Source organism: Streptomyces sp. NBC_00019 (assembly GCF_045041015.1).
Lineage (GTDB): Bacteria > Actinomycetota > Actinomycetes > Streptomycetales > Streptomycetaceae > Streptomyces.
In genome coordinates, this window is record NZ_CP108302.1 from 6,623,912 (window position 1) to 6,650,007 (window position 26,096).

General features: G+C 69.8%; 26 protein-coding genes and 1 pseudogene. 15 read left to right on the plus strand and 12 right to left on the minus strand.

Translation table 11 applies throughout. From position 1 onward, the window contains the following. Positions 1–39: 39 nt before the first annotated feature. Positions 40–1,578 (plus strand): histidine ammonia-lyase, encoded by a 1,539-nt coding sequence (gene hutH / locus OHU89_RS31370; RefSeq protein ID WP_405654732.1) that lies wholly within the window; start codon positions 40–42, stop codon positions 1,576–1,578. 48 nt (positions 1,579–1,626) lie between these two features. Here hutH and OHU89_RS31375 read toward each other — a convergent pair whose 3' ends face one another. Together OHU89_RS31375 and OHU89_RS31380 are read right to left on the minus strand one after the other, a co-directional pair. After that, positions 1,627–2,427: a hypothetical protein gene (locus OHU89_RS31375; RefSeq protein WP_405647847.1), complete on the minus strand. Its 801-nt coding sequence runs from the start codon at positions 2,425–2,427 to the stop codon at positions 1,627–1,629. Positions 2,428–2,469: 42 nt separating this feature from the next. After that, complete coding sequence (locus OHU89_RS31380; RefSeq protein ID WP_405647849.1) at positions 2,470–2,769, minus strand: LPXTG cell wall anchor domain-containing protein; 300 nt, start codon at positions 2,767–2,769, stop codon at positions 2,470–2,472. Between the two features lie 110 nt (positions 2,770–2,879). On the opposite strand from OHU89_RS31380, the gene OHU89_RS31385 reads away from it, so the two are divergent. From OHU89_RS31385 to OHU89_RS31415, 7 genes are all read left to right on the plus strand, one after another. Further along, on the plus strand, positions 2,880–3,233 hold the full coding sequence (locus OHU89_RS31385; protein WP_266888711.1) for a hypothetical protein: 354 nt from the start codon (positions 2,880–2,882) through the stop codon (positions 3,231–3,233). A 206-nt stretch (positions 3,234–3,439) separates the two neighbouring features. Then, entirely contained in the window at positions 3,440–4,702 is a 1,263-nt protein-coding gene (locus OHU89_RS31390) for an Ig-like domain-containing protein (RefSeq protein ID WP_266888710.1), read from the plus strand. Positions 4,703–4,838: 136 nt separating this feature from the next. After that, the gene (locus OHU89_RS31395) at positions 4,839–6,314 is read left to right on the plus strand and encodes an ABC transporter permease (RefSeq protein ID WP_405647852.1); all 1,476 of its coding nucleotides are present in this window, start codon (positions 4,839–4,841) and stop codon (positions 6,312–6,314) included. A 130-nt stretch (positions 6,315–6,444) separates the two neighbouring features. Further along, positions 6,445–7,128, plus strand: a complete 684-nt coding sequence (locus tag OHU89_RS31400; RefSeq protein WP_405647854.1) for an ABC transporter ATP-binding protein — start codon at positions 6,445–6,447, stop codon at positions 7,126–7,128. 238 nt (positions 7,129–7,366) lie between these two features. Then, a complete protein-coding gene (locus OHU89_RS31405) occupies positions 7,367–10,615 on the plus strand; it encodes a S8 family peptidase (RefSeq protein ID WP_405654734.1) in 3,249 nt (1,082 codons plus the stop codon). 77 nt (positions 10,616–10,692) lie between these two features. Next, on the plus strand, positions 10,693–11,463 hold the full coding sequence (locus OHU89_RS31410; protein ID WP_267015000.1) for a group II truncated hemoglobin: 771 nt from the start codon (positions 10,693–10,695) through the stop codon (positions 11,461–11,463). 14 nt (positions 11,464–11,477) lie between these two features. Then, positions 11,478–11,990 carry a hypothetical protein gene (locus OHU89_RS31415; protein ID WP_405647856.1) on the plus strand — a complete coding sequence of 171 codons (513 nt, stop codon included), beginning with the start codon at positions 11,478–11,480 and terminating at the stop codon, positions 11,988–11,990. 9 nt (positions 11,991–11,999) lie between these two features. On the opposite strand, the gene OHU89_RS31420 is transcribed toward OHU89_RS31415, so the two are convergent. Next, positions 12,000–12,920 carry a helix-turn-helix domain-containing protein gene (locus tag OHU89_RS31420; RefSeq protein ID WP_405647858.1) on the minus strand — a complete coding sequence of 307 codons (921 nt, stop codon included), beginning with the start codon at positions 12,918–12,920 and terminating at the stop codon, positions 12,000–12,002. Positions 12,921–13,089: 169 nt separating this feature from the next. Between OHU89_RS31420 and OHU89_RS31425 the strand changes: the two genes are divergently transcribed. Further along, a complete protein-coding gene (locus OHU89_RS31425; RefSeq protein ID WP_405647860.1) occupies positions 13,090–14,133 on the plus strand; it encodes an NAD(P)-dependent alcohol dehydrogenase in 1,044 nt (347 codons plus the stop codon). A 48-nt stretch (positions 14,134–14,181) separates the two neighbouring features. Here the strand turns inward: OHU89_RS31425 and OHU89_RS31430 are convergent. Then, positions 14,182–14,601, minus strand: a pseudogene (locus OHU89_RS31430) (iron chelate uptake ABC transporter family permease subunit); the annotation flags it as partial. A gap of 197 nt (positions 14,602–14,798) precedes the next feature. Here OHU89_RS31430 and OHU89_RS31435 point away from each other — a divergent pair. Beyond that, entirely contained in the window at positions 14,799–15,569 is a 771-nt protein-coding gene (locus OHU89_RS31435) for an SDR family oxidoreductase (protein ID WP_405647862.1), read from the plus strand. A gap of 1 nt (position 15,570) precedes the next feature. Here the strand turns inward: OHU89_RS31435 and OHU89_RS31440 are convergent, their stop codons facing one another. From OHU89_RS31440 to OHU89_RS31450, 3 genes are read right to left on the minus strand one after another with little or no spacing between them, the layout of a single operon-like run. Further along, the gene (locus tag OHU89_RS31440; RefSeq protein ID WP_405647864.1) at positions 15,571–16,212 is read right to left on the minus strand and encodes a hypothetical protein; all 642 of its coding nucleotides are present in this window, start codon (positions 16,210–16,212) and stop codon (positions 15,571–15,573) included. A 10-nt stretch (positions 16,213–16,222) separates the two neighbouring features. After that, positions 16,223–16,390, minus strand: coding sequence for a hypothetical protein (locus OHU89_RS31445; RefSeq protein WP_405647867.1), 168 nt, complete (start codon positions 16,388–16,390; stop codon positions 16,223–16,225). Further along, positions 16,387–16,839, minus strand: coding sequence for a GNAT family N-acetyltransferase (locus tag OHU89_RS31450; RefSeq protein WP_405654736.1), 453 nt, complete (start codon positions 16,837–16,839; stop codon positions 16,387–16,389). The genes OHU89_RS31445 and OHU89_RS31450 overlap by 4 nt, the downstream gene beginning before the upstream one ends. A 186-nt stretch (positions 16,840–17,025) precedes the next feature. Between OHU89_RS31450 and OHU89_RS31455 the strand changes: the two genes are divergently transcribed. Next, positions 17,026–17,715: a hypothetical protein gene (locus OHU89_RS31455; RefSeq protein ID WP_405647869.1), complete on the plus strand. Its 690-nt coding sequence runs from the start codon at positions 17,026–17,028 to the stop codon at positions 17,713–17,715. 19 nt (positions 17,716–17,734) lie between these two features. On the opposite strand, the gene OHU89_RS31460 is transcribed toward OHU89_RS31455, so the two are convergent. Continuing rightward, on the minus strand, positions 17,735–18,622 hold the full coding sequence (locus OHU89_RS31460; RefSeq protein WP_405647871.1) for a DUF3152 domain-containing protein: 888 nt from the start codon (positions 18,620–18,622) through the stop codon (positions 17,735–17,737). Between the two features lie 139 nt (positions 18,623–18,761). Between OHU89_RS31460 and OHU89_RS31465 the strand changes: the two genes are divergently transcribed. The 3 genes from OHU89_RS31465 to OHU89_RS31475 all read left to right on the plus strand — a co-directional run bounded on the left by OHU89_RS31465 (position 18,762) and on the right by OHU89_RS31475 (position 21,624). Continuing rightward, complete coding sequence (locus tag OHU89_RS31465; protein ID WP_266888693.1) at positions 18,762–19,457, plus strand: response regulator transcription factor; 696 nt, start codon at positions 18,762–18,764, stop codon at positions 19,455–19,457. Positions 19,458–19,600: 143 nt separating this feature from the next. Further along, on the plus strand, positions 19,601–21,067 hold the full coding sequence (locus OHU89_RS31470; RefSeq protein ID WP_405654738.1) for an ATP-binding protein: 1,467 nt from the start codon (positions 19,601–19,603) through the stop codon (positions 21,065–21,067). Next, positions 21,064–21,624 carry a hypothetical protein gene (locus OHU89_RS31475; RefSeq protein ID WP_405647873.1) on the plus strand — a complete coding sequence of 187 codons (561 nt, stop codon included), beginning with the start codon at positions 21,064–21,066 and terminating at the stop codon, positions 21,622–21,624. The genes OHU89_RS31470 and OHU89_RS31475 overlap by 4 nt, the downstream gene beginning before the upstream one ends. Before the next feature lie 17 nt (positions 21,625–21,641). Here OHU89_RS31475 and OHU89_RS31480 read toward each other — a convergent pair whose 3' ends face one another. Further along, positions 21,642–22,235: a DUF4291 domain-containing protein gene (locus OHU89_RS31480; RefSeq protein WP_405647875.1), complete on the minus strand. Its 594-nt coding sequence runs from the start codon at positions 22,233–22,235 to the stop codon at positions 21,642–21,644. Positions 22,236–22,503: 268 nt separating this feature from the next. On the opposite strand from OHU89_RS31480, the gene msrA reads away from it, so the two are divergent. Next, entirely contained in the window at positions 22,504–23,016 is a 513-nt protein-coding gene (msrA, locus tag OHU89_RS31485; protein WP_266888690.1) for a peptide-methionine (S)-S-oxide reductase MsrA, read from the plus strand. 63 nt (positions 23,017–23,079) lie between these two features. On the opposite strand, the gene OHU89_RS31490 is transcribed toward msrA, so the two are convergent. From OHU89_RS31490 to OHU89_RS31500, 3 genes are all read right to left on the minus strand, one after another. Continuing rightward, positions 23,080–24,090 carry a MerR family transcriptional regulator gene (locus tag OHU89_RS31490; RefSeq protein WP_405647878.1) on the minus strand — a complete coding sequence of 337 codons (1,011 nt, stop codon included), beginning with the start codon at positions 24,088–24,090 and terminating at the stop codon, positions 23,080–23,082. A gap of 3 nt (positions 24,091–24,093) precedes the next feature. Then, positions 24,094–24,759, minus strand: coding sequence for a HEAT repeat domain-containing protein (locus OHU89_RS31495; protein ID WP_405654741.1), 666 nt, complete (start codon positions 24,757–24,759; stop codon positions 24,094–24,096). A 142-nt stretch (positions 24,760–24,901) separates the two neighbouring features. Next, on the minus strand, positions 24,902–26,017 hold the full coding sequence (locus OHU89_RS31500) for an AI-2E family transporter (protein WP_405647879.1): 1,116 nt from the start codon (positions 26,015–26,017) through the stop codon (positions 24,902–24,904). Between the last annotated feature and the right edge of the window lie 79 nt (positions 26,018–26,096).

Consider the following 26,096-nt stretch of genomic DNA (forward strand, 5'->3'; position numbering starts at 1 on the left):
ACATCCTCGTCTTCAGTGCGTACGCTCCTGAATATGGATATGCACACTGTGGTGGTGGGGACGTCCGGGGTGACCGCGTCCGACGTTCTCGCCGTTGCGCGCGACGGCGCCCGGGTCGAGCTCTCCGCCGAGGCGGTCACGGCGCTCGCCGCCGCCCGCGAGATCGTGGAGGCGCTGGCCGCCAAGCCCGACCCCGTCTACGGCGTGAGCACCGGCTTCGGCGCACTGGCGACCCGGCACATCAGCACCGAGCTCCGCGCCCAGCTCCAGCGCAACATCGTCCGCTCGCACGCCGCCGGCATGGGCCCGCGCGTGGAGCGGGAGGTCGTACGGGCGCTGATGTTCCTGCGACTGAAGACCGTCTGCTCGGGGCACACCGGTGTCCGTCCCGAGGTCGCGCAGACCATGGCCGACGTCCTGAACGCCGGGATCACCCCGGCCGTGCACGAGTACGGCTCCCTCGGCTGCTCCGGGGACCTCGCGCCCCTGTCCCACTGCGCCCTCACGCTCATGGGCGAGGGGGACGCCGAGGGACCGGACGGGGTCCTGCGGCCCGCCGGTGAGCTGCTCGCCACGCACGGCATCGCCCCCGTCGAGCTGCGGGAGAAGGAGGGCCTCGCCCTTCTCAACGGCACCGACGGCATGCTCGGCATGCTGGTCATGGCACTCGCCGACCTCGACATGCTCTACAAGTCGGCCGACATCACGGCCGCCCTGTCGATGGAGGGCCTGCTCGGCACCGACAAGGTCCTCGCCCCCGAACTGCACGCCATTCGCCCCCACCCGGGGCAGGGCGCCAGCGCCGCCAACATGCTGGCCGTGCTGAAGGGTTCGCAGCTCACCGGGCACCACCAGGACGACGCGCCGCGCGTCCAGGACGCCTACTCGGTGCGCTGCGCCCCGCAGGTCGCGGGCGCCGGGCGGGACACGATGGCGCATGCGCGGCTGGTCGCCGAGCGCGAGCTGGCGTCCGCCGTCGACAACCCCGTCGTACTGCCCGACGGGCGGGTCGAGTCCAACGGCAACTTCCATGGCGCACCCGTCGCCTACGTGCTGGACTTCCTGGCCATCGCCGCCGCCGACCTCGCGTCCATCGCGGAGCGGCGTACCGACCGGCTGCTCGACAAGAACCGCAGCCACGGTCTGCCGCCGTTCCTCGCGGATGACGCGGGCGTCGACTCGGGGCTGATGATCGCCCAGTACACCCAGGCCGCGCTGGTGAGCGAGATGAAGCGGCTGGCCGTGCCGGCGTCGGCGGACTCGATCCCGTCCTCCGCGATGCAGGAGGACCACGTGTCCATGGGCTGGTCGGCGGCGCGCAAGCTGCGGACGGCCGTCGACAACCTCACCCGGGTCGTCGCCGTCGAGCTGTACGCCGCCACGCGCGCGGTGGAGCTGCGCGAGGGGCTGTCCCCGGCGCCGGCCTCGCAGGCGGTCATCGAGGCCGTACGGAAGGCGGGCGTCCAGGGTCCGGGCCCGGACCGGTTCCTCGCGCCCGACCTGGCCGCGGCGGACGCGTTCGTGCGCAGCGGGCAGCTGGTGGCGGCGGCCGAGACGGTCACCGGACCGCTTCGATAGACAGCATGAAGGGGCCCTGTCGTGCGACAGGGCCCCTTGCGACGGTGCTTACTTGAGCTTCTTGGCCTGCGCGTCGACGACGGTGCCGTCGATCGTGTACGCCTTGCCGGTCATCAGCGAGCCGAGGTTGATCGTGTAGTACGTGGCGATGGTGTTGCCGTGCCGGACGACCTCGGCGTGGACGGTACCGGTGTCGGCCGAGTCCTCCATCTCGCCCTCGGAGGCGAAGGCGACCGACTCGTCGCCGGCGCCCGAACCCTTCTCCGCGGTGATCTTGGTGAGCTTCTGCTTCTCACCGTCCGCGGTGACCGTGAAGCCGCCGGAGCAGCCCTCGACGGCGTCCGAGACGGACTTGAAGGTCTTGGCCGCGCCGTCGCCCTCGTAGGACGAGAGGCCGACGATCGTCACGTTGACGCTCATCGCGTCCGTGAGGGTGTCCTCCACCTCGCCCTCCGCCAGGTCCTCCACGGACTTGGAGGCGGTGTCGGTGGGGTTCTTCTCCTGAGTGGCCTGGACGCTGGTCTCCGCGGCCGCGTCACCGGGCGCCTGGGCCGACATGGCGAAAGCGAGCGGCCGGCACTTCTCGTCGGAGGTCGTGACCTCGTCCTTGGTCTCCGGAGCCCCGAGGGTCTTGGCGACCTTGTAGCCGTCCACATCGCCCTGGGCGAGGATCAGCTTCTGCAGTTCGGCCGCGGTGTACGTCTTCCCGGCCGGGGCCGACGAGGAGGAATCCGACCCCGTTTCCTTGGCGTCGTCCGAACCCTCGTCCGAACAGCCCGTGATGAGGGCGAGTGACAGCGCGCTCACGGCGAGCGTGGCGCCTATGCGCGCCCCCGATGATCTCTTCATGAGCGGACTATGAGGTTTTGGTCAAACGCGCGTCAAGTCGATTCAAAACCCGAGACGCTCCCGGCGCACCGAATAGACGACGAAACCGGCGCCGAGCCCGAGGAAGGCCGTGCCGCCGACGACGTACGGCGTGGTGTCGAAGCTGCCGGTGTCTGCGAGCCGGGTGCCGTCCTGCGTTTCCTGGTCCTGGGCCGACTCGGCGGTCGTGGCCCTGGCCTGCTGCGTGACCTGCGTTCTCGCCGGTTCGTCCTGGGACGCGTTGGCGGAAGGGACGAACCACAGGGCGCCCAGGAGGGTGCCCGCGGCGGTGGCGGTCAGCAACGAACGGCGAGCGGTTGACACGGAATATCGATCCCCTTGTGGCGCTGGCGAATTGGCCGTGTGGGGCGATGTTAATGAAAGGGGCGGGTCACGGGAAAGTCACGGGGACGAAGGGCCGTACTCTCCGGGACATGAGCACTTCAGAGACATCACGTTTTGTCCGCCTTCGCGTGGAACTCGTCGTCGAGATCGGCGACGAGGAGGCCGTGACGAGGGCCGCGTTGGAGCGGATCGCCGACGATTCCGAGATGCCGGCCGACGAGCAGACCCACGCCGAGAGCGCTGTGACGGAAGACACCGCGGAGGCCCTCGCGTATCTCGTCGATCCGTTCGACCTGGTCAGCGAGGTGCCCGGGGTCGAACTCGTGCAGGCCTCCTGGTCGAGCGAGCAGATCGACTACGACCCGGATTCGCCGGAGTGGGACCTCGACGAGGATGATGTGACCGAGGACGACGACGAAGAAGCGGCAGTGGCGGCCGGCTGAGCAGTCTTGGGAAAATCGTGACCCCGGACGGCAACCGCCGCCCGGGGTTTACTCGTCTCAGGGGGCGCACGGACCGAGATCCGCACCACCCGCCACGGCGGACGTGGTGTGCCCCACACCTTCGAAGAATGTGGAACGGGACGAACCGGTCGTAGCGTTGAAGATTCATTAACGGGGACTCTCGGGGTTTTGGGGATTCGGCAACGATGGAGAAGCGTGTGATGACGGTCAGTAAGCGGCGCAGGGGCCTTACGGTCGCGTCCGCACTGCTCGGCGGTGTACTCGTACTGTCGGCCTGTTCCAGCGGCGACGACGATGCCTCTGGCAGCAGCAACGACACCTCGCAGGCCAAGGCCGACGAGGCGGCGGCCAAGAAGACGTCCGAGGCCGACATCAAGATCACGCCCAAGGACGGCTCGGACAACGCCTCCATCAACAACTCGGCCGCCGTCACCGTGAGCAAGGGCACGCTCACGGACGTATCCATGACGACCGCCGACGGCGCCGAGGTCGCGGGCGCGCTGTCCGCCGACAAGACCAGCTGGAAGCCGAGCGCCCAGCTGGAGCGCTCGACCACCTACAAGCTGGCCGCCGAGGCCAAGGACTCCGACGGCCGCGTGGCCCACGAGAACGCCTCGTTCACCACGGTCTCCCCGACCAACAGCTTCATAGGCAACTTCACGCCGGAGGACGGTTCCACCGTCGGCGTGGGCATGCCGGTGTCGATCAACTTCGACAAGGCCATCACCAACAAGTCGGCCGTCCAGAAGGGCATCACCGTCTCCTCGTCCAGCGGCCAGGAGGTCGTCGGGCACTGGTTCAACGCCAACCGCATCGACTTCCGCCCGGACGACTACTGGACCGAGAACTCCACCGTCACGCTGAAGCTCGCGCTCGACGGTGTCGAGGGCGCGGACGGTGTCTACGGCGTCCAGCAGAAGACGGTCACCTTCAAGATCGGCCGCAACCAGGTCACGTACGTCGACGCGAAGACCAAGCAGATGAAGGTCACGCAGGACGGCAAGACGGTCAAGACGATCCCGATCTCGGCCGGCTCCCCGGAGAACAAGACGTACGAGGGCATCATGGTGATGTCCGAGAAGTTCAAGGAGACGCGCATGAACGGCGCGACCGTGGGCTTCACCGACGACGACGGCAAGGGCGAGTACGACATCAAGGACGTGCCGCACGCCATCCGTCTCACCAACTCCGGCACCTTCGTGCACGGCAACTACTGGGGCGCGAAGTCCATCTTCGGCAGCGTGAACACCAGCCACGGCTGCGTCGGCCTCTCGGACACCAAGGGCGCCAACGACAAGGGCACCGCGGGCTACTGGTTCTACAACAACTCGATCGTCGGCGACGTCGTGATCGTCCAGAACACCGGCGACAAGACGGTCTCCCCGGACAACGGCCTCAACGGCTGGAACCTCAGCTGGGCCGACTGGAAGGCCGGCTCGGCCGCCTGATCCAGGGTCTGTTCACAGTTTTCCGATGCCGCCCCCAGGGGCGGCATCGGTGTTTCCGGGCTTCACCACAGCCTTCTCATGCATCTCTTATTTAGGCCTTATCCAGTCATCACGCGCCGTACCTAGCTTGCGGCGCATGTTCTTCACCTACCTGAGGCGCGAACTGCGCCGCCGCAGAAAGGCGGCCCTCGTCGTCGCCTCCGGGCTCGCGCTCGGTATCGCGCTGGTCATCGTGGTCAACTCCGTGTCCTCCGGCATGGGCAAGGCCCAGGACAAGGTCCTGGAGTCGCTCTACGGTCTCGGCACGGACATGACGGTCACCAAGGCCGCCCCGGCGCAGTCGGGCGACAACGCCCAGCAGCGCCCCCGCTTCGAGTTCGACGCGCAGGACAGCGACTCCGACGCGGAGCAGAGCAGCGACATCGTCATGCCCCAGGGCTTCCAGACGCTGGCCGCCACCACCGTCACCAAGGTCGGCTCGCAGAAGGGTGTCTCCGACGCGGTCGGCGGACTGAGCCTTCAGGTCATCAAGGTCGACGGTCAGTTCACCCGCGGCCAGTTCCAGCAGAACGACAACGGCGGCCAGCAGCAGGGCGGCCCCGGTGGGAACGGCGGCGGCACCGGCCAGCCGCAGGGCGAAGTGCGCGGCGGCGGCGCCAACTTCGACGTCAACAACTACTCCGTCTACGGCACCGACGTCACCCAGTCCGGCGCCGGCCCGCTGACCTCCTCCAAGATCACCAGCGGCCGTACCTTCAAGTCGACGGAGACCGACGCCAAGGTCGCCGTCGTCGACTCGGCGTACGCCAAGGAGAAGGAGCTCAAGGCCGGCTCCACGGTCACCATCAAGAAGGTCAAGTTCAAGGTGATCGGCGTCGCGACCGCGGACAGCGGTGACGCGGCGGCCAACCTGTACATCCCGCTCAAGCAGGCGCAGACGATCAGCGACCAGAAGAACAAGGTCACCACGATCTACGTCAAGGCGACGGACTCCCAGCAGATCGACGCCGTCAAGTCGACCATCCAGAAGAACATCTCGGGTACGACCGTGACGACCTCCGCCGACCTCGCGGACACCGTCTCCGGCTCCCTCTCCACCGCCTCCGACCTCGCCACCAGCGTCGGCAAGTGGCTCTCCATCGCGGTCCTCATCGCCGCGTTCCTGGTCGCCGGTCTGCTGACCTCCTCGGCGGTCTCCCGCCGGGTCCGCGAGTTCGGCACGCTCAAGGCCCTGGGCTGGCGCTCGGGCCGGGTGACCCGGCAGGTCGTCGGCGAGGCGATGGTCAACGGGCTGCTCGGCGGCGCGCTGGGGATCGCGCTGGGCCTGGCGGGCGCGTATGTCGTCACGGCCATCAGCCCCACGCTGGAAGCCCAGTTGGGCGGCGGCGGAAACGCCGGTGGCGGCCCCGGCGGAGGCGGCGGCTTCGGCGGCGGCCCCGGCCGGCAGGCCGCGTCCCGGACCCTGGACGTCGCCCTGACGGCCCCGGTCAGCGTGACGACCGTGGCCATAGCGGTGGGCCTCGCGGTCGCCGGCGGCCTGATCGCGGGCGCGTTCGGCGGCTGGCGCGCATCGAGGCTGCGCCCGGCGGACGCGCTGAGGCGCGTCGAGTAGCGGTTCGTTTTCGGCGGGCGGCACCCGCAACTCCCTAGGGGCGCGGGGCTGCATCGATATGCGGCTCCGCCGCGTGGGCGCGACCAGCCCCCACGACCCGCAGTCGAACAACACTCAGGAGCCACCCAAAATGTACGAACTCAAAAGCGTCACCAAGCGCTACACCCGAGGCAAGGAAACCGTCGACGCCCTCGCCGGCATCGACCTCACCATCGCCGACGGGGACCGCCTCGTCATCCAGGGCCCCACCGGCGGCGGCAAGTCCACCCTCCTCCAGATGCTCGGCGGCCTGGACCGCCCCACGACAGGTGAGGTCGTCCTGGACGGCACCGACCTGGCCAAGCTCTCCGAGGCCAAACTCACCAGGGTCCGCAGCGAGAACATCGGCTTCGTCTTCCAGTCCTTCAACCTGATCCCCACGCTCACCGCACAGGAGAACGTGGAAACCGCCCTGGTCCCCCTCGGCACCAAGGTGAAGGAGCGCCGCGAACGGGCCGCCGAGGCGCTGAAGTCCGTAGGCCTCGGGGAACGCCTCGGACACCTGCCCGGCGAGATGTCCGGAGGGCAGCAGCAGCGCGTCGCGATCGCCCGCGCCCTCGTCAAGAACCCCAAGGTGCTGCTCGCCGACGAACCCACCGGCAACCTCGACGAGTCGATGCGCGACGAGATCATGGACGTACTCGAACGCATGTGGAAGGAGCTCGGGCTCACTTTCATCATGGTCACGCATGATTCGTCCATCGCGAAGAAGGCCCCGCGGATCGCGACCATCCGCAAGGGCAAGATCACGGTGAAGGAGAACGCGGGCGCCTGAATATGAGCAACACGTAACAGTGCCCCGCTGTGGGGTTCCTGTCTATTGAGGTGCCTGATCACCCCCCGGCATACTGCGTATTCCGGGGGGTGCACGCGCATGCGTGCGGGACCACCCCCGCCCGGATGAACGGGGAATTCATCCGGTCCTTCAGCAAGGGGGAAACTTGCGCAGACAAGTGAAAAGAGTTTGTGCTGCCACCGTGGCCACGGGAGCAGCGGTCGCCCTCGCGGCGGGCATGACCAGCCCCGCGGCGGCGGAGCCGGAGCAGCGGGCGGCAGCCTCACCGGCAGCCTCCTCCTCACTCAAGGCACACCATCGCATCACTCTGATCACGGGTGACCGGGTCGCCGTCGACGCCAAGGGACAGGTCGTCAGCGTCGAGCGGGCCAAGGGACGGGAGCGCATACCGTTCCAGGTCCGCAAGGCCGACGGGCACACCCTGGTCATACCCGCCGACGCGGCCCAGCTGGTCGCCACCGGCAAGCTGGACCAGCGGCTCTTCGACATCACCGAGCTCAACAAGTCCGCGACCCGCAAGTCGCAGGCCAAGGGCCTGAAGGTGATCGTCGGCTACAAGGGCGCCGCGACCGCCGCGAAGGACGACGTCCGGGACGCGGGCACGCTCCGCGTGGCCCTGAAGTCGCTGAACGCGGACGCGGTGCAGACCACGACCGCCGACGCGCCCGAGCTGTGGGACGCGGTCACCAACGGCGACAAGACGGCCTCCGGCATCGCGCACGTCTGGCTCGACGGTGTCCGCAAGGCCAGCCTCGACAAGTCCGTGCCGCAGATCGGCGCCCCCAAGGCGTGGGCCGCCGGCTACAACGGCAAGGGCGTCAAGATCGCCGTCCTGGACACCGGCGTCGATGCCACTCACCCGGACCTCAAGGACCAGGTGATCGACGCCAAGAACTTCTCCACGGCCGCCGACGCCACCGACCACTTCGGCCACGGCACGCACGTCGCGTCCATCGCGGCGGGCACCGGCGCCAAGTCGGGCGGCAAGTACAAGGGCGTGGCGCCCGGCGCCAAGCTCCTCAACGGCAAGGTCCTCGACGACAACGGCTCGGGCGACGACTCCGGAATCCTCGCCGGCATGGAGTGGGCCGTCGCGCAGGGCGCCGACGTCGTCAACCTCAGCCTCGGCGGCATGGACACCCCGGAGGTCGACCCGCTCGAGGCGGCGGTCAACAAGTTCTCCGCCGAGAAGGGCACGCTCTTCGCGATCGCGGCGGGCAACTCCGGTCCGCAGACGGTCGGTTCGCCGGGCAGCGCGGACGCCGCGCTCACCGTCGGCGCCGTCGACGACAAGGATGTCCTGGCTCCCTGGTCCAGCACCGGCCCGCGGGTCGGCGACGGCGCCATCAAGCCGGACGTGACCGCGCCGGGCGTGGACATCACGGCCGCCTCGGCCAAGGGCAGCGTCATCGAGCAGGAAGTCGGCGAGAAGCCGGCCGGCTACCTGACCATCTCCGGTACGTCGATGGCGACCCCGCATGTCGCGGGCGCCGCGGCGATCCTGAAGCAGCAGCACCCGGAGTGGACCTACACCGAACTGAAGGGCGCGCTGACCGCCTCCACCAAGGGCGGCAAGTACACCCCGTTCGAGCAGGGTTCGGGCCGGATCCAGGTCGACAAGGCCATCAAGCAGACCGTGATCGCCGACCCGGTGTCGGTGAGCTTCGGTACGCAGCTGTGGCCGCACACCGATGACAAGCCGGTCCCCAAGAAGCTGACGTACCGCAACCTCGGTGACAAGGACGTCACGCTGACGCTGTCGTCGAAGGCCACCAACCCCAAGGGCGCGGCGGCTCCGACGGGCTTCTTCAAGCTCGCCAAGACGAAGGTGACCGTCCCGGCGGGCGGCACGGCCTCCGTCGACTTCACCGTCAACACCAAGCTGGGCGGCACGGTCGACGGCGCGTACTCCGCGTACGTGACCGCGACGGGCGGCGGCCAGACGGTCCGTACGGCCGCGGCCGTGCAGCGTGAGGTGGAGTCGTACGACCTCACCGTCAAGCACATCGGCAAGGACGGCCAGCCGGCCAAGGACTACAACACCGTCCTGCTCGGCTACACCGGTCTGGCCGCGAACCTTGGCTACCAGGTGACGATCGACGAGTCCGGCACCACCAAGATGCGCCTGCCCAAGGGCACGTATCTGCTGGACGCCTGGATCGCCAAGGACTGGGTGAACCTGGAGGGCGGCCTGGACTGGGTGGTCCAGCCGAAGCTGAGCGTCACCAAGAACAGCTCGGTGACGATCGACGCCCGTACCACCAAGTCGCCCGACATCACGGTGCCGGACGCCGGGGCCAAGCAGCTCTTCGGCATGGTCAGCTACATGTACGACCCGGCGGGCATCGGCATCGGTGTGGGGCTGCCGTCCTTCGCCGACCTGCGGATGGCGCACCTCGGCGGGCAGGTCGCGACCGGTCTGAGCCAGACCTGGAGCGGTCAGTGGACCAAGGGTGACAACGCCGAGTACGACGTGGCCACCACCGCCAAGGTCACGAAGATCCAGGGCGACAAGGTCCGCCACTTCAAGGCGTCCGAGCTCGCCACGGTGAAGAACAACCTCGGTGCGGCCGCGGCCGGCAAGACCGGTGGGCTCACCGCCTGGGGCTTCTTCCCCACGGACATCGTCATCGGTTCCCCCGTGGAGCAGTCGCTGCCGGGCACCCGCACGGTGTACTTCTCGACGTCCGACAAGGTCCAGTGGACGCTGGACTTCGAGCAGTACAACGGCAAGGACGCGGACGGCTTCCCGATCACGGAGGCCTACTACACGCTGGGCGACCCGCAGACCTTCAAGGCGGGCCAGAAGTACACGAAGACCTTCAACACCGCGGTCTTCGGTCCGCACCTGAACAAGAACTACGGCGTGTTCCGTGAGGGCAACAACCTCTACGGCTACCTGCCGCTGTTCGCGGACGGCGCCACCCACGCGGGCTCGTCCGTCTTCTCCTCGGTGAAGACGGAGCTGTACCGCAACGGCACCAAGGTCGGCTCCAACACGGACCCGTTCTTCGGCGAGGGGGCCTTCAAGGTTCCCGCCGCCGACGCCGAGTACAAGCTGACGACGTCCGTGAAGCGGAGCGTCAAGGTGGCGGCGGCTTCGACGCGGATCGACGCGAGCTTCACGTTCCGCTCGAAGAAGTCCTCCGCGGACCTGGTCTCGCTGCCGGTCTCCACGGCTCGCTTCAACGCCAAGACGGGGCTGGACAGCCGCGTCAAGGCCGGCGAGACGGTGAAGATCCCGGTCGTCGTCGAGGGTGCGGCCAAGGGTTCCAACCTGAAGTCGCTGTCGGTGTACGTGTCCTACGACTACGGCAAGACCTGGAAGAAGGTCACCGTCACGGGCGGCAAGATCACCGTGAAGAACCCGGAGAAGGGGAAGGGCATCTCCTTCCACGCCAAGATCGCCGACAAGAAGGGCAACAAGTCGACGATCTCGATCTACAACGCGTACTACGGAAAGTAGTCCGCCGCAGTAGGCCATGAGCGAAAGCCCCACCGGAGGAGCAGCCTCCGGTGGGGCTTCCGTGTTTGTGTGGCCCCATGACCGCCCACACCGTGGAATACGTCCGGTACCACATCCCGGAAGACCGTTCGGCGGAGTTCCTGGCCGCCTACACCCGCGCCGCGGCCCAGCTGGCGGCGGCGCCGCAGTGCGTGGACTACGAACTGGCGCGCTGCGAGGAGGACTTCGCGCACTTCGTCCTGCGCATCACGTGGACCTCGACGGAGGACCACATCGAGGGCTTCCGCAAGTCGGAACTCTTCCCCGACTTCCTCGCCGAGATCCGTCCGTACATCGCCGACATCGAGGAGATGCGGCACTACAAACCGACGACGGTACGTGGCGCGGGCTCGGCCGTGCCCACGCTGTACGAGTGGGCGGGTGGCGCTGAGGCCTTCGCCCGTCTGACGTCGGTCTTCTACGGCAAGGTCCTCAAGGACGACCTGCTGGCCCCGGTCTTCGACGGCCTGGCCCCCGAGCACGCCGAGCACGTGTCCCTCTGGCTGGCGGAGGTCTTCGGCGGCCCGCCCGGGTACTCCGAGACCCAGGGCGGCCACGGGCACATGGTCGCCAAGCACCTGGGCCGGGGCATCACCGAGCCCCAGCGCCGCCGCTGGGTCAGCCTCATCCAGGACGCCGCCGACGAGGCGGGCCTGCCGACCGACGCCGAGTTCCGCTCGGCCTTCCTCGCCTACATCGAGTGGGGCACCCGGCTCGCGGTGTACTTCTCAGGACCGGACGCCAAGCCGCCGGCGGAGCAGCCGGTGCCGAAGTGGGGGTGGGGGGTGATGCCGCCGTACCAGGGGTGACGTAGGGTCCGCGCATGACCGCTGCCGTGACCGCCATGATCACCGCCGTGGTCGGTGTCCTCGGCACTCTCTTCGCCCCTGTCCTCAGCCAGCGGCTGACCTCGCGACAGCGGGCGGAGGAGGCCGAACTCGCCGAACACAGGCGGCTGTTCGCGGACCGGCGGACCGCCTATACGGGGATGAACCGGGCCTCGCGTCAGTTCCACACCCTCCTCAAGGACGCCCTGCACCGGCTGCGCGACGACGTCTACACGGACCACGACCGTGAGCAGCTGGAGGAGGTACGGCGGGAGTACCGCGACCGGTACGCCGAGGCGCAGATGGTCGTCCCGGAGCGGATCCTCCAGGCCTCGCGGGCCGTGAACCAGGTGCTCGCGGGCATCGACGCCGTGGTGAAACGGCTCGACCGGGGGCGGGCCCGGGACGGGGAGAGCGCCGTGCAGGCGTTGCTCGACCTGAAGGAGGCCGAGCCACGGCTGTCCGAGATGCGGCGGCTGATGCGCGAGGACCTCGGCGTCGCGGACTGAGGCGCCCGGTCAGGCCTGCGGGGCCGTCGACTCCTTGCCCGCCCGGGTCGCGTCCGTGCCCCAGCTGGCCAGCAGGCGCAGGGCCTCGGCCGAGGGGGAGCCCGGTTCCGCGTGGTAGGTGATGAGGGTCTGTTCGCTGTCGTCGGGCAGACGGAAGGACTCGAAGCTGAGGGTGAGGTCGCCCACCAGGGGGTGGCGGAGGCGTTTGATGCCGTAGCCCTTCTCCTTGACGTCATGGGTGGCCCACAGACGCCGGAACTCCTCGCTCTTGACCGAGAGTTCGCCCACCAGGGCGGACAGGCGCGGGTCATCGGGGTGGCAGCCGGCGTCCATGCGGAGGTAGCTGACCATGTCCGTCGCCTTGGAGTCCCATTCGACGAACAGGTCGCGGTACTCGGGGCGCAGGAAGACCATGCGGGCCCAGTTACGGTCCTGCGGCGGGAGTTCGGACCAGTCGCCGAAGACCGCCGCGGCCATCCGGTTCCAGGCGAGGATGTCCGAGCGCCGACCCGTGACGTACGCCGGGAAGCCGTCCATCGAGTCCAGCAGGTGAAGCAGGGAGCCGCGCACCTGCTGGGTCCGCCCGGTCTGCTTCTTCTTGTGCTGCTTCGGCTTCGCGAGATGCGTGAGATGGGCGTGCTCGGCGTCGGTCAGCCGCAGGGCACGGGAGATCGCGTCCAGGACCTCCGCCGACACGTTCCGTCCGTTGCCCTGCTCCAGGCGCGTGTAGTACGCCACCGACACCCCGGCCAGCTGCGCCAGCTCCTCGCGCCGCAGCCCCGGCACCCGCCGGTGCCGTCCGAAGTCCGGCAGCCCCACGTCCTCCGGCTTCAGCCGGGCCCGCCGGGTGCGCAGGAACTCGCTCAGCTCGGCACGCCGGTCCAGCGCGCCGCCGGAGGGCTCCTGTACGGGTTCGGGGCGTTCGTCCATGCCTCAAGTATTCACGGTCGTACGCTCATCATCCTGACCCCGCCAGTAGTAGGAACAGCGAACGTAGGCAGAGCGGTGACCTGGGTGAACACCCTTCGCTCGGGCAAGGTGGTCGCGTACCCGGTCAGAAGGCGGCCGGGTGCGACACCACTGCTAGGAGAACCCCGGCATGACCACCGTTGCTGCGTACGCCGCCCCCGCCGCGAAGGCTCCGCTGGAGCGCACCACCATCGAACGGCGCGCGGTCCGCGAGTTCGACGTCCTGATCGACATCAAGTTCGCCGGCATCTGCCACTCCGACATCCACCAGGCCCGTGAGGGCTGGGGCGAGGCCATCTTCCCGATGGTCCCCGGCCACGAGATCGCCGGCATCGTCTCCGAGGTCGGCCCCGGCGTCACCAAGTACGCCGTCGGCGACCGGGTGGGCGTCGGCTGCATGGTCGACTCCTGCCGCGAGTGCGACAACTGCAAGGCCGGCCTGGAGCAGTACTGCACCGGCGGCGGCATGACCGGCACGTACAACGCCGTCGGCAAGGACGGCGAGCCCACCTACGGCGGCTACGCCGAGAAGATCGTCGTCGACGAGAACTACGTGGTCCGCATCCCCGAGGGCCTGTCCCTCGACGTGGCCGCCCCGCTCCTGTGCGCCGGCATCACCACATACTCCCCGCTCAAGCACTGGAACGCCGGCCCCGGCAAGAAGGTCGCGATCGTCGGCATGGGCGGCCTCGGCCACATGGGCGTCAAGATCGCGCACGCGCTGGGTGCCGAGGTCACCGTCCTGTCCCAGTCCCTGCGCAAGAAGGACGACGGCCTGAAGCTGGGCGCCGACCACTACTACGCGACCAGTGACGAGACGACCTTCAAGGAGCTCGCGGGCACCTTCGACCTGATCCTCTCGACGGTCTCGGCCCCGCTGAACCTGGACGCCTACCTGTCCCTGCTGAAGACGGACGGCGCCTTCGTGAACGTCGGCGCCCCCGAGGAGCCCGTCGCGCTGAACCTGTTCTCGGTGATCGGCGGCCGCAAGACCCTCGCCGGCTCCGGCATCGGCGGCATCCAGGAGACCCAGGAGATGCTGGACTTCTGCGCCGAGCACGGCTTCGGCGCGGAGATCGAGCTGATCCGCGCCGACGAGATCAACGAGGCGTACGAGCGGGTGCTGGCGAGCGACGTCCGGTACCGCTTCGTGATCGACACGGCGACGATCTGACACCGCCCGCATGACCGAGGGCCCCGGAGCCGCACTGCTCCGGGGCCCTCACCTCTTCCCCAGCAGCCACAGCAGATACGGCCCGCCGACCAGCGCGGTGAGCGCGCCGACCGGGATCTCCAGCGGAGGCACGAGGGTGCGGGCCGCGAGGTCGGCGGCGACCAGGACCACGGCGCCCGTCAACGCGGCGTTGAGCAGGGGCAGTTGGGGTGTGCGGGTGAGGCGGCGGGCCAGCTGGGGTGCGGTGAGGGCGACGAAGCCGATGGGCCCGGCCGCGCCGGTCGCCGTCGCGGCGAGCACGACCCCGAGGACGGTGAGCCCGAGCCGCACCCGGTCCACCCGCACCCCGAGCCCGGCCGCCGTGTCGGGGTCCAGCCCGAGCGGCAGCGACGCCCGGCTCGCCCACACGAGCGCGGGCAGCGAGAGCAGCAGAACGACGGCCAGTGGCCCTGCCTGCTCATAGCCCCGCTGCGCGCACGACTTGCTCCGGCGATCTTCTGGGGGGATTTGCTTAGGCAAGCCTTACCTTAAGTGGTGTCGCTGTGTGTTCCTCGCGCGGGACGAGCGAGCAATGCGAGAAAAAATCCGCCGCCGTCTGTCACATCGCCCCGACGCCCGGGGTCAGTCCGGTGAAGGCAGTCGAACCTCGCGGAACTGGAGCAGACATGACGAAGACGGCACCCCTCCTGGTCACCGGCGGCACGGGCACCCTGGGCGGTCATGTGGTTCCGCTGCTGCGGGCGGCCGGTCACGAGGTGCGGGTCCTGAGCCGCGGTGCCCGCGAGGGCGGGGACGGCGTCGAGTACGTCACCGCCGATCTGCTGACGGGGGAGGGCGTGGCGGCGGCGGTGGCCGGTGTCGGGACGGTCCTGCATCTGGCGGGCGGGCCGAAGGGGGACGACGAGGCGACCCGGAACCTGGTGCGGGCCTGCGTCGGCGCCGAGGTGCGCCACCTCGTGTACATCTCGGTCATCGGCGCCGACCGCGTCCCGCTGGCCTGGCTGCGGACCAAGCTCGACTCGGAGCGGGTCATCGCCGACTCGGGCATCCCCTGGACGACCCTGAGGGCGGCCCAGTTCCACGACCTGACCCTCACGATGATCGAGAAGATGACGAAGCTGCCGGTGCTTCCGGTACCCGGTGGTCTGCGCCTCCAGCCGGTGGACTCGGCCGAAGTGGCCGCGCGACTTGCCGAGTTGATGTTGGGGGAGCCCCAGGGGCTGGTCCCCGACATCACGGGTCCGAAGACGTACGACATCGCCGAGTTGGCCCGTCCGTACCTCGAACTCCGGGGGAAGCGGAGCCGGTTGAGGATGCCGGTGCGGATACCGGGCAAGGCGGGGAAGGCGTACCGGGCGGGGGCGAACCTCACGCTGCAGGGCGCGGAGACGGGGAAGCGGACGTGGGAGGAGTTCCTGGCGGGGCGCGTGGGGTGACTCAGTCGGCGGGGGCGCGGGTCCACAGGGTCACGTCGCTGCTGGTCGCCACGGCGAGAGTGCGGCCGGAGGGGGAGAAGCCGACGGCCCGCAACTCCGAGTAGTACGAGTGGAAGATGTGCCACCACCCCTCTCCGTGCGGTGCGCGGTGCGGCATGCTGCTGCCGCGGGAGAGCAGGACCCGGTCGTGCGGCCAGTCGGGACTCACGACCTCCAGGACCCAGCCGTCACCGGTGCCGGTGTGCAGAGCGCCGCCGAGGAGCCCGGCGATGTACACGCTGCGCCCGGCGATCGGCCCGAGCCCCGGGCACGACAGCCCGGGAGGCGCGTCGCGACCGCACTCCTCGGCATCGGGATCGGGGTCACGGTCCCGGGCGATCCTCTCTCCCGTGACGGCGTCGAACAGACCATGCCCGTCACCGGACACGACCATCACCAGGTCACGACCGTTCTCCGGGTGCGCGGCGAAACCGATACCGAGCAGCCCGCCGACGGGGGCACAGCCCTCGAAGACCGGCCGCCACGGCTCGGGGGCGGGCACGACCGGGGCGGCGAGCATACGGTCCCGCAACTCCGCCTGATAGGCGGTCAGTCCGCCACGGCCACCGGCCTGCTCCACGTCTCTCACCCCACCATGATCCATGAGCCCTGCTTCACATTCCCCCGGGGTGGCGCTTGGACTCGGGAAGGCTGTGGAAGCGCACCCAGCAGTCCGGGTACGTACTCCGGAGCGTGTGGGCGACGGGCGGGCCCGACGGGCGCCGCTGCCGCCAGAGTTCGGCCAGCGACTCGGCGTCGGTGTCGGTGTCGGTGTCGGTCATGAGGGGGTCGGGCCGGTGTCCAGCGGAAGGCGGTAGACCGTGGACTCCCGGGCCCGGAAGCCGAGCCGTTCATAGAGGCGGTTCGCCGGGCCCCGGTCCGGGCGGGAGGTCAGGTCGACCGTGCGGGCTCCGGCCTCGTGGGCGATGCGGAGGGCCTCCTCGATGAGCAGGCCGGCGACTCCCTGGCCGCGGGCGGCGGTGTCCACGACGACGTCCTCGACGCGGGCCCGCAGACCGGACGGCAGGGGGAGCATCGCGAGGGTCAGGGTCCCGACGATCCCGGCCTGGGTGCGGGCGAGGAGGACGGTGTTCGCGTCGTGCGTCAGCATGCGCTCGACGGCCTCATGGTCGAGGGGCTTCGCCGTCGACGACAGTTGGGGCAGCAGGCGGGCGAAAGCGTCGACGAGTTCCTGGCTCGCCTCACGGGCGATCTCCACACGGACGTTCATGCCGGGAGCTTCGGTCATGGGCTGACGGCTCCGCAACTTCGCCGACGGTCCGCGAGGCCAACTGCGCGGTCACGGATCTTGGTTCGGCCCCTCGGGAAGGGGACTGACGTTCTACTCTGCTGATCGATGCTCCGGTGGGGAGCGGGTGGGGAACGGGTGGGGACGACGATGGTTCGGCAGTCACGGGTGGGCGTTTCTCTGGCGGTGCTCACGTTGTGCGCGACGCTCGCCGGATGCGGTTCCGATGCGGACGCCTCGGCGGACGTGGCCGTCGTGGAGGCGGAGCCGTTGAGCGCGACGGAGCTCGAACAGGCGGTGCTCACGAAGGCGGACCTCGGCGGTTACGACATCGAGAAGACGGTGACCGACACGTCCGCGTCGCGGCGTACGGCCGATCCCGACGAATGCGCCCCCGTCGCCCGTGCGTTGGGGGGAAGCAGCGGCTTCGGCGCCGTCGCGCGTGTCGGCCGGATGATCTTCTCGAAGAAGGACAGCGCGACCGGGGCGACCATGATCCTGTCGTCGCACAGCGGTCAGGACGCCGCGCGGGTGATCGCCGAGCTCCGCACCGCCGCCGAGGAGTGCGAGACCTTCGAGGACGTCACGGCGGACTTCCCCTACGAGGACACCGAACTGCAGCCCGACCCCGGTTACGGCGACGAGTCCGTGTCCCTGCGGCTCACGCAGGTCGTGGCCGGCACCGGGGACGAGGAGCCTGTCCGGGTGCCCTTCGCGGTGGTGGCCGTCAGGCAGGGAGCCACGGTCGCCATGTTCTACGAGTTCGACCGGCCCCGTGCGTCGGGAGATTCGCCCCCGGCCGTCGTACCGGAAGCGATCGTCGAGGCACAGCTGAAGAAGCTGACGGCTTCCGGGTGAGCCTGACCCCGGCACGGCGTCAGGGCGCGGCCGGTCCGGTGATGAGCCGTCCCTGGGCGTCGTAGGGCCAGACGTTGGGGACGCAGCCCTTCATGCCCTTGATCTGCTGCATCATCGCCGGGGCGGGTTTGCCGGGGCCGGGGCAGGTGACGTGGCCGTGGCGGAGGAAGTGACCGACCTCGTGGTTGATGATCAGGGCCCGGTAGGACCGTACGTCGTCGGCGTAGTACTGGGTGGCCAGCTCCCAGCGCTTGAGGTTGACCATGACGTCGTCGTTCACGCTGCAGTTGTACTCACCCCCGGTGTCCAGGCCCTGCGTCGCGCAGATCTTGTCGACGGTGCCCGGGGTCGCGACCTTGACGACGAAGTCCGCGGTCCCCGACGAGATCCGCTGGAACGCGGAGGTGCCGTCCGCCGTCCAGCCCCGGGGGTCGGCCAGGACGCGGTCCACCTGCTCGGCCACGTCCGCCGTGGACAGGTCGAGCCCCGTCTCGACCTCGACGCGGTAGCGCAGGGTCCTTCCGTTGCCGACCTTGGGGCTGCCGCCGGACGCGGTGACGAAGGTGCCGGGGCCGGTCGCGGGGATGGTCGGGGTCGTGGTGGTGGAGCGGGACGGGGCGGGGGCGGGTTTGGCCCGCTGGGTGGAGCGCGCATCGGTCGTCGGCGTCGGCGTCGGCGGCGGTGTCGCTTTGCGGTCGGGGGCCGTCTTCTGCCCGGCTTCCGTCCTGGCCTCCCCGTCTCCGGGCGGCGCCCACTGGGCGGCCGCGAACCCGGCGGCACCGAGGACGGTCAGGGCGACCAGACCCGCCCACACGCGTCCCGTTCCGCGCCGCCGTCCGGAGGAGGCGTGCGTGGCGCCGCGTCGGCGGCGTCGGGAACGGGAGGGTGTGGTGGTGTGGGCGGTCATGGTTGGCCAGGTTGTGGCCGCCATGTGATCGGATCTGGCCCGAATGGTCACGAAACAATAACGAACAATCCGTCGTGGGCTGTGTGATCATCCGGTAACAGAGTCCAGACGCGCGCCCGACGGTCCCGATACTGAGCCCATGCCACGAGTTCTGCTGATCGAAGACGACCGCGCCGTCCGCGAAGGGGTCGCCCTGGCACTGCGCCGCCAGGGACACGACGTCGCCGCCGCCGCGACCGGCGAGGACGGCATGGCGCACCTCACGTCCTTCCGCCCCGACGTCGTCGTCCTCGATCTGATGCTGCCCGGCATGACCGGCCTGGACGTGTGCCGTGGCATCCGCTCCGTCGACCAGACCCTGCCGATCGTCATGGCGACCGCGCGGGGCGACGACGTGGACATCGTCGTGGGCCTGGAGGCGGGCGCCGACGACTACGTCGTCAAGCCGGTGCAGGCCGGTGTGCTGAACGCCCGTATCCGCGCGGTACTTCGCCGGGCGGGCGGCACCGCGGCCGACGGCGGCGGCCTGCCGAGGATCGACACCCACGGCGACCTCGCCATCGACCGGGCCGGTCTCACCGTCACCGTCGCGGGCACCCCGGTCGCCCTCGCCCCCTCCGAACTCCGCCTCCTCCTGACCCTCTCCGCCTCGCCCGGACAGGTCTTCAGCAGACAGCAGCTGCTGGAGGCGGTCTGGGAGCACAGCTACCACGGCGACGCCCGCCTGGTGGACGCCTGCGTGAAGCGGCTGCGCGCCAAGATGGGCGATCCGCCGCGGGATCCGCGCTATATACAGACGGTGCGTGGCTTCGGCTATCGGTTCGCGGCCAAGTGAGACGTCGTACGGGAGTGGGGGGTCGTACGGGAGTGAGTGGGCGTACGGCGCCGAGTGGTCGTACGGCGGTGAGTGAGCGTACGAGGGCGAGTGGGCGTACGGGGGTGAGGTTCCCGGCGTGGATCGCGCGTGGCGGTCTGCGGATGCGGCTGGTCGTGGCGTTCGGGCTCGTCGCCGCCCTGGCCACCATGACGACCGGCGCCCTGGCCTTCCGGGAGGCCCGCAACGGGGTCCTCAAGCAGAGCCAGGACACGGTGATCGCACAACTGCGTGCCCAAGTCGGACGCCTGGCCCCGGACTTGACGTATCCCCCCTCCCGGCAGTCACTGCGACAGTTCGCCGTGGACGTGGCCCGCGCCGAACCGGCGGCCACATGGCGGGTGTTGGTCCGATACGAGGGGATCTCCGAGACCTCGATCCCGGACGACCCCTTCGGCGCGCTGACGCCGGCCGTGCGCGAGGCCGTCGACTCGAGCCAGGCCACGGTGTTCCAGCGGGTGCGCGACGGCGGACGTACCTCGCTGCTCGTCGGTATGTCGGTCGCCTTCGCCGGTCCGACCGGGGGTATTCCGGTGCTGTCCGGTGTCCAGGTCTTCCTCGCCGTGCCCCAGACCGGCGAACAGGCGTCCGTCGACGCCCTGGTCACCGCGGTGGAGCGGGCGATGGTACCGGCCCTCGGTGCCGCCGTACTCCTCGCCCTGTTCGCCGCACGCGGCGTACTGCGTCCGGTCCGTGCCCTCCGCCGCGCCACCCGCAGCATCGCCGAGGGCCACCTCGACACCCGCCTCGACGTCAACGGCTCCGATGAACTCGCCGACCTGTCCCACACGTTCAACGAGACCGCGGCGGCCCTGGAGAAGTCCGTCGCCGAACTGCGTGCCATGGAGGCGCGGGCCCGCCGTTTCGTGGCGGACGTCTCCCACGAACTGCGCACCCCGCTGGCCGCGATGTCGGCGGTCACCGACGTCCTCGACGAGGAGGCCGGCCACCTCGATCCCGACACGGCCACCGCGGTACGGCTGATCAGCGAGGAGACGGTCAAACTCGCCCGTCTGGTCGAGGACTTGATGGAGGTCTCCCGCTTCGACGCGGGCGCGGCGGTCCTCCACCTGGACGAGATCGACCTCGCCGAGTCGATCCGCCGCACCCTCGCCTCCCGCGGCTGGTCGGACGAGGTGGAGACGGCACTGCCGGGCCCCGACGAACTGCGCGGAAGGGTCGACCCGCGGCGGCTGGACGTGGTCGTGGCCAACCTGGTCGGGAACGCGCTGCGGCACGGGGCGCGGCCGGTGCGGATCGGATTGTCGGCGGGCGTACCGGCGGACGTATCGGCAAACGAACCGGCGGTCGCCTCGGTGATCGTCGAGGTGACGGACAGCGGCCCCGGCATCCCGGCCGACGTACTGCCGTACGTCTTCGAGCGCTTCTACAAGTCGGACAGCGCGCGCACCCGTACGGAGGGCAGCGGGTTGGGCCTCTCGATCACGGAGGAGAACGTACGGATGCACGGCGGGACGATCCGCGCGGCGAACCGTCCCGAGGGCGGCGCGGTCTTCACCGTAGAACTCCCGCTACGGCGGGACGAGTCGGAAGGTGGAGGTTCCTCATGAAGCCCGGGTTCCTCATGAAGCCGACCCACGTCACCGCGCTGCTCGTCGCGGCGTCGGCCCTCCTGCTCTCCTCCTGCGACATCCCCGCGACCGGCGTGGTGGAGGCGGGCGGACCCGCGAGCGGGATCCCCCCGACCGTACCGATCTACCTGGTCCGGGACGGCGCCCTGGTCGCGGTGCCCCGCACGATCTCCGACGCCGGCGAACCCGTGACGGCCGTCGAGTCACTCCTCAAGGGCCCGACCCCCCAGGAACGACGCAAACAGCTGACCACCGAGCTGGCCCGCCAACTCCCCGCCACCACCCTCCCGACCCCCTCACCCACCGAGCCGTCCCCCGAGGAGTCGGTACGGCTGATGACGGAGACCGACAGGATTCGCCTCGAACTGCCAGGCTACGCAGGCAAATTGACCCCCCTCGCGGCGAACCAGGTCATCTGCACCGCCGCCCGCGCGTATCTGCTCACCCGCCCGGATCTGGACTCGACGACGGTGACGGTGACGGATGGGGCGGGCGGGACATTCGAGGGGGACGTGGAGCGCTGTCCCGAGCTGTAGCGCGGAGCGCGCGGGCTTCATCCCCGTAGGTGGGCGAGGAGTCCGTCTCCCTCGGGAAACGGGAGTTCCTCGGGCAACAGCCGGGCGGCGGAGTCCAGATCACCGCTGCGGACTCGTGCGTGTATCTCGCGGGCGAGCGAGGTCACGTCACGGATGCCGACCGTCCACTCATCGGCGTATCGCCGAACCGCCTCGCCACAGAGGCCGAGTTGCAGGGCGCGGTGGGGCAGGGGCTGAAGACGCAGGTCGCGCTCGGGATCCCACTGCACACGAGCGGGCGCCCGCTTCAACTGGCCCTGCCAGGCGGCCCGGTCGGGGTGCAGGCCCCGGACGTAGCCGGACAGGCATGCATGGCGCAGCGCCCACTCGAAGCCGTCACGGGTGATCTCGACGGCGAGCACGGTCTCCTGCCCCTCCTTCGTGGCCCAGCCGCAGCGGTACATCATCCACAGAAAGGAGGGCTTGATCCACGTCATCCGATCGCGCTTCCATGCCGCCGGGAAGCGGTTCTCGCGGGCGGCCGGCAGGCCGAGGTCAGGGGAGTATGCCTGGTAGACGGTGATCGTGGATGCCGTGTGGGTCGCTCGGATCTGGTGTCGGGGCTGTTCCATGGCGTACAGCGTGGGGCCGGTCCGGGGGGTGGGACCAGTGGTTTTAGACCGGTCCGGACTTGTCCCGGCGAGTCATGTCGGCTCCCCGACGGGACACTGCGGACCGCCCGCCGATGACCACGGCTACCGGTTCGGGTACCGGATGCCGTTCGCCCGGTACGGAATCGCCGGAAGCCCTCGTGCGTTGAGGGGGGTGGGTCTGGGATGCCGACGGCGTGCGAGCCGAGCAGCCCGAGTGACCGAGATGGCAGATATGGGAGGAGCGGGAATGGCTGCGCAGACGCAGAGGGCCGTGCTGGCGGGCGGATGCTTCTGGGGGATGGAGGAGCTGATCCGCCGACTTCCGGGCGTGACGGCGACCCGGGTGGGATACACCGGGGGTGACGTACCGAATGCTACGTACCGTAACCACGGCACGCACGCGGAGGCCATCGAGATCGCCTTCGACCCCGCGAAGACCGACTTCCGCGCGATCCTGGAGTTCTTCTTCCAGATCCACGACCCGAGCACCAAGAACCGGCAGGGCAACGACATCGGTCTGAGCTACCGCTCGGCGATCTACTACGTGGACGACGAGCAGAAGCGGATCGCCGAGGACACGATCGCGGACGTGGACGCTTCTGGCCTGTGGCCGGGCAAGGTCGTCACCGAGGTGGAGCCGGTGGGCCCCTTCTGGGTGGCCGAGCCCGAGCACCAGGACTACCTGCAGCGTTACCCGGACGGCTACACCTGCCACTTCCCGCGCCCGGGATGGCGGCTGCCCGCCCGCGCCGAGGGCTGACCGAGGGGCGGCCCGGCGGAGGTCCTGCGGCCGGGCCGCGTACGCAGTTCCCGAGAGGAACCGTCACCCTGCGTCGCGCAGCCGAAGAAGGTACGCGGCGGTCAGCGCGACGGCACGGTCCCCGTCGCCGGACAGCTCCACGAGGGCGTCCGAAGCCGTGCGCCCCGGGATGTCCGCCAGCGCCTCCGTCAGCCGTACGCGTGCGGGCGCCTCGGTGGTGTCGTGGGTGGTGCCGTGGGTGAGGCGGTCGACGAGCCTGGTGGCGATCCGGTCCGCCGTCGCGGTGTCGCCCGCCAGCATGCTCAGCGCGTCGGCCGCGTCCGTGTCGTTCCTGCCCTCCACGATCAGGTCGACGAGGGCCGGGACCGCGTCGACCACTCCCCGCGTCCCGAGCGCCAGAGCCGCATGACCGCGGACCACGGCATCGGGGTCCGTGAGGGCGTCCCGCAGCCGGGCGGTGGCCTCGTCGCCGGGCAGCTCGGCGAGGGACCGAACGGCGCGTTCCCGCACGGCGGGCACCGGTGAGCCGAGGCCCTGAGCCAGCAGTGCCGTGCCGCCGTCGCCCGATCGCGCCAGCGCCCAGCGAAGGGCTCCGGCGACGTTCGGCTCCGACTCCCTGAGCACCGCCTCGACCAGGGCCTCGACCGGAATCTCGTCGGCTGAGGAAAGGGCCGCGCGCTGGCGGGCGGCAGCGCTCTTCGACCCCAGCGCCTGGAGGGACACGACGATCTGGAGGACGTCCTCCCAGTCGGCGGGCTCGGCGGCGTCGATCCGGCGGAGCCGCGTGAGCAGCTCGGTCTCGGCCGCGATGCGTTCGCGTGTCTGACGGATGAGGTCGTCGACCAGCGCCGAGGGCGTGAAACCGGGATCGTCCAGCGCCCGCCCGATCTCCCGCAGCGACAGCCCCAGTGACCGCAGACTCTCGATGTGGAAGATCCGCCGGATGTCGTCGCCGGAGTACTCCCGATAGCCGGAGCCCGTACGACCCGAGGGCCGCAGCAGTCCGAGCGACTCGTAATGCCTGAGCATGCGGGCACTGACCCCGGACCGTCGCGCCACCTCACCGATCAACACGCCCTATTGTCCCGCCCGGCCCGACCCGCCGAGGGCCACCACGCGCTTCGCCTCCTCGATCGCGAACTCGAAACCGGCGTCCGGGTCGCGCAGCAGCCGTTCCGTGGCGAGGGCATGCGTGCGCACATGTGGGTCAGCGGCCGTCGCCGCGGCGCGCAGAGCCGGCAGCACGACCTCACCCAGCCCGACCAGCGCCCGGCTGAGACTCAGCTGCGTCTCGCGCTCCCCGCGCCCGAGCTGCGTCGCCAGTACCTCGGCCAACCCGGACTCCTCGCCTTCCGGTACGAGCACGACCGCGGCCCGCCAGGCGCTCCGCGCCACCTCCTCGTCGGCGTCGCACAGCAGCTCCCGCGTGATCGCCGGCCACGCCTGCCGGTCCCCGATCTTGGACAGCGTGTGCAACGCCTGGCTCCGTGCCTGCGCCCGCTCCGAACGGACCTCGCGGAGCAGCCCGGTGAGCGTCACCGACACCGGGTGACGGGCGAGCGCCCACGTCAGCATGTCGCGGACGAAGAACTCGGGCTCGATCGCGCACCGCTCGATGAGCTTCCCGACGAAGCGCGGCTCGGGCGTCGTGCCCACCGTCATGGCCGCCCGCAGTCGCACGGACGAACGGTCGTCCTCCAGGCCCTGGAGAGCCCGCATCCCATCCGTGTCCTGTTCCGCCATGGTCACCGCGACCACCTCCTCGGCAGCAGTGAAGGCCTTGTCACGGTGTCAAGGTCAAACGCTCACCGGGCGATTCCGCGGCGGTGCCGTCGGCCTCACCAGCCGGCGGAGACGGCGAGGGGCCGCACCCACTCGCGCATCCCTAGGACGGGACGGGGGCGTCGCTGTCCAACCCGTCGGTCCCCGGCCCCTCGGACGGTTCGCGGAGCTGCTCACGCACATAGTCCCAGCACACCGCGATCAGCGCGGCGACCGGCACCGCGAGCAGACTCCCCACGATGCCGGCCAGACTCCCGCCCAATGTCACCGCCAGCAGGATCACGGCCGCGTGGAGGCCGAGCCCACGACTCTGGATCATGGGCTGGAACACGTTGCCCTCGAGCTGCTGCACCGCCACGATGATCGCCAGCACGATCAGCGCGTCCGTCAGGCCGTTGGAGACCAGCGCGATGAGAACCGCGACGAAACCGGCGAACAAGGCACCGATGATCGGCACGAACGCGGAGACGAACGTCAGCACCGCCAGGGGAAGCACGAGGGGTACGTCCAGGATCCACAACCCCAGCCCGATCAGGACGGCGTCGATCAGGCCGACAGCCGCCTGCGAACGCACGAACGCGCCCAGGGTGTTCCAGCCGCGCGCGGCCACGGTCGGGACGTCGGTGGCGAGTCGACCGGGCAGCTGCCGGGCGAGCCACGGCAGGAACCGTGGGCCGTCCTTGAGGAAGAAGAACATCAGGAAGAGGGCCAGGACGGCGGTGACCAGACCGTTCAGCACGGTGCTCACTCCCGTGACGACAGCGCCCGCCACGTTGCCCAGACTGTCCTGCGCACGGGAGACCGCGGTGTCGAAGGCCTTGTTGATCTGCGCGTCATCGATGTTCAACGGCGGCCCGGCGGCCCACTCGCGCAACTCCTGAATGCCCTTGAACACCCCGTCTCCCAGTTCCCCGGACTGCGATGCCACCGGTACCGCGATCAGCGCCACGACACCCATGGCGACCAGGAGGAACAGCACCGTCACGACCGACGCGGCGAGAGCGGGCTTCCACCCGCGACGCCGCAGGAAACGAGTCGGCGGCCAGGTCAGCGTGGTCAGCAGCAGGCCGATCACGAGCGGCCAGACGACCGACCACATCCGCCCCAGAATCCACAGAGCCACCGCGAGCATCAGGAATGTGAGCAGCAACTCCCCGGAGACCCGCGCAGATGTGCGCAGCGCGGCCCGGGCTCGCGTGGAACTCAACGTGGCAGTCACGGAGGCACCCTATGGGCACTCAACGCCCATGGGCATCACTGCTGCCAGCTTGTATGCCTGGTTGCACGAGGAGCGCCGG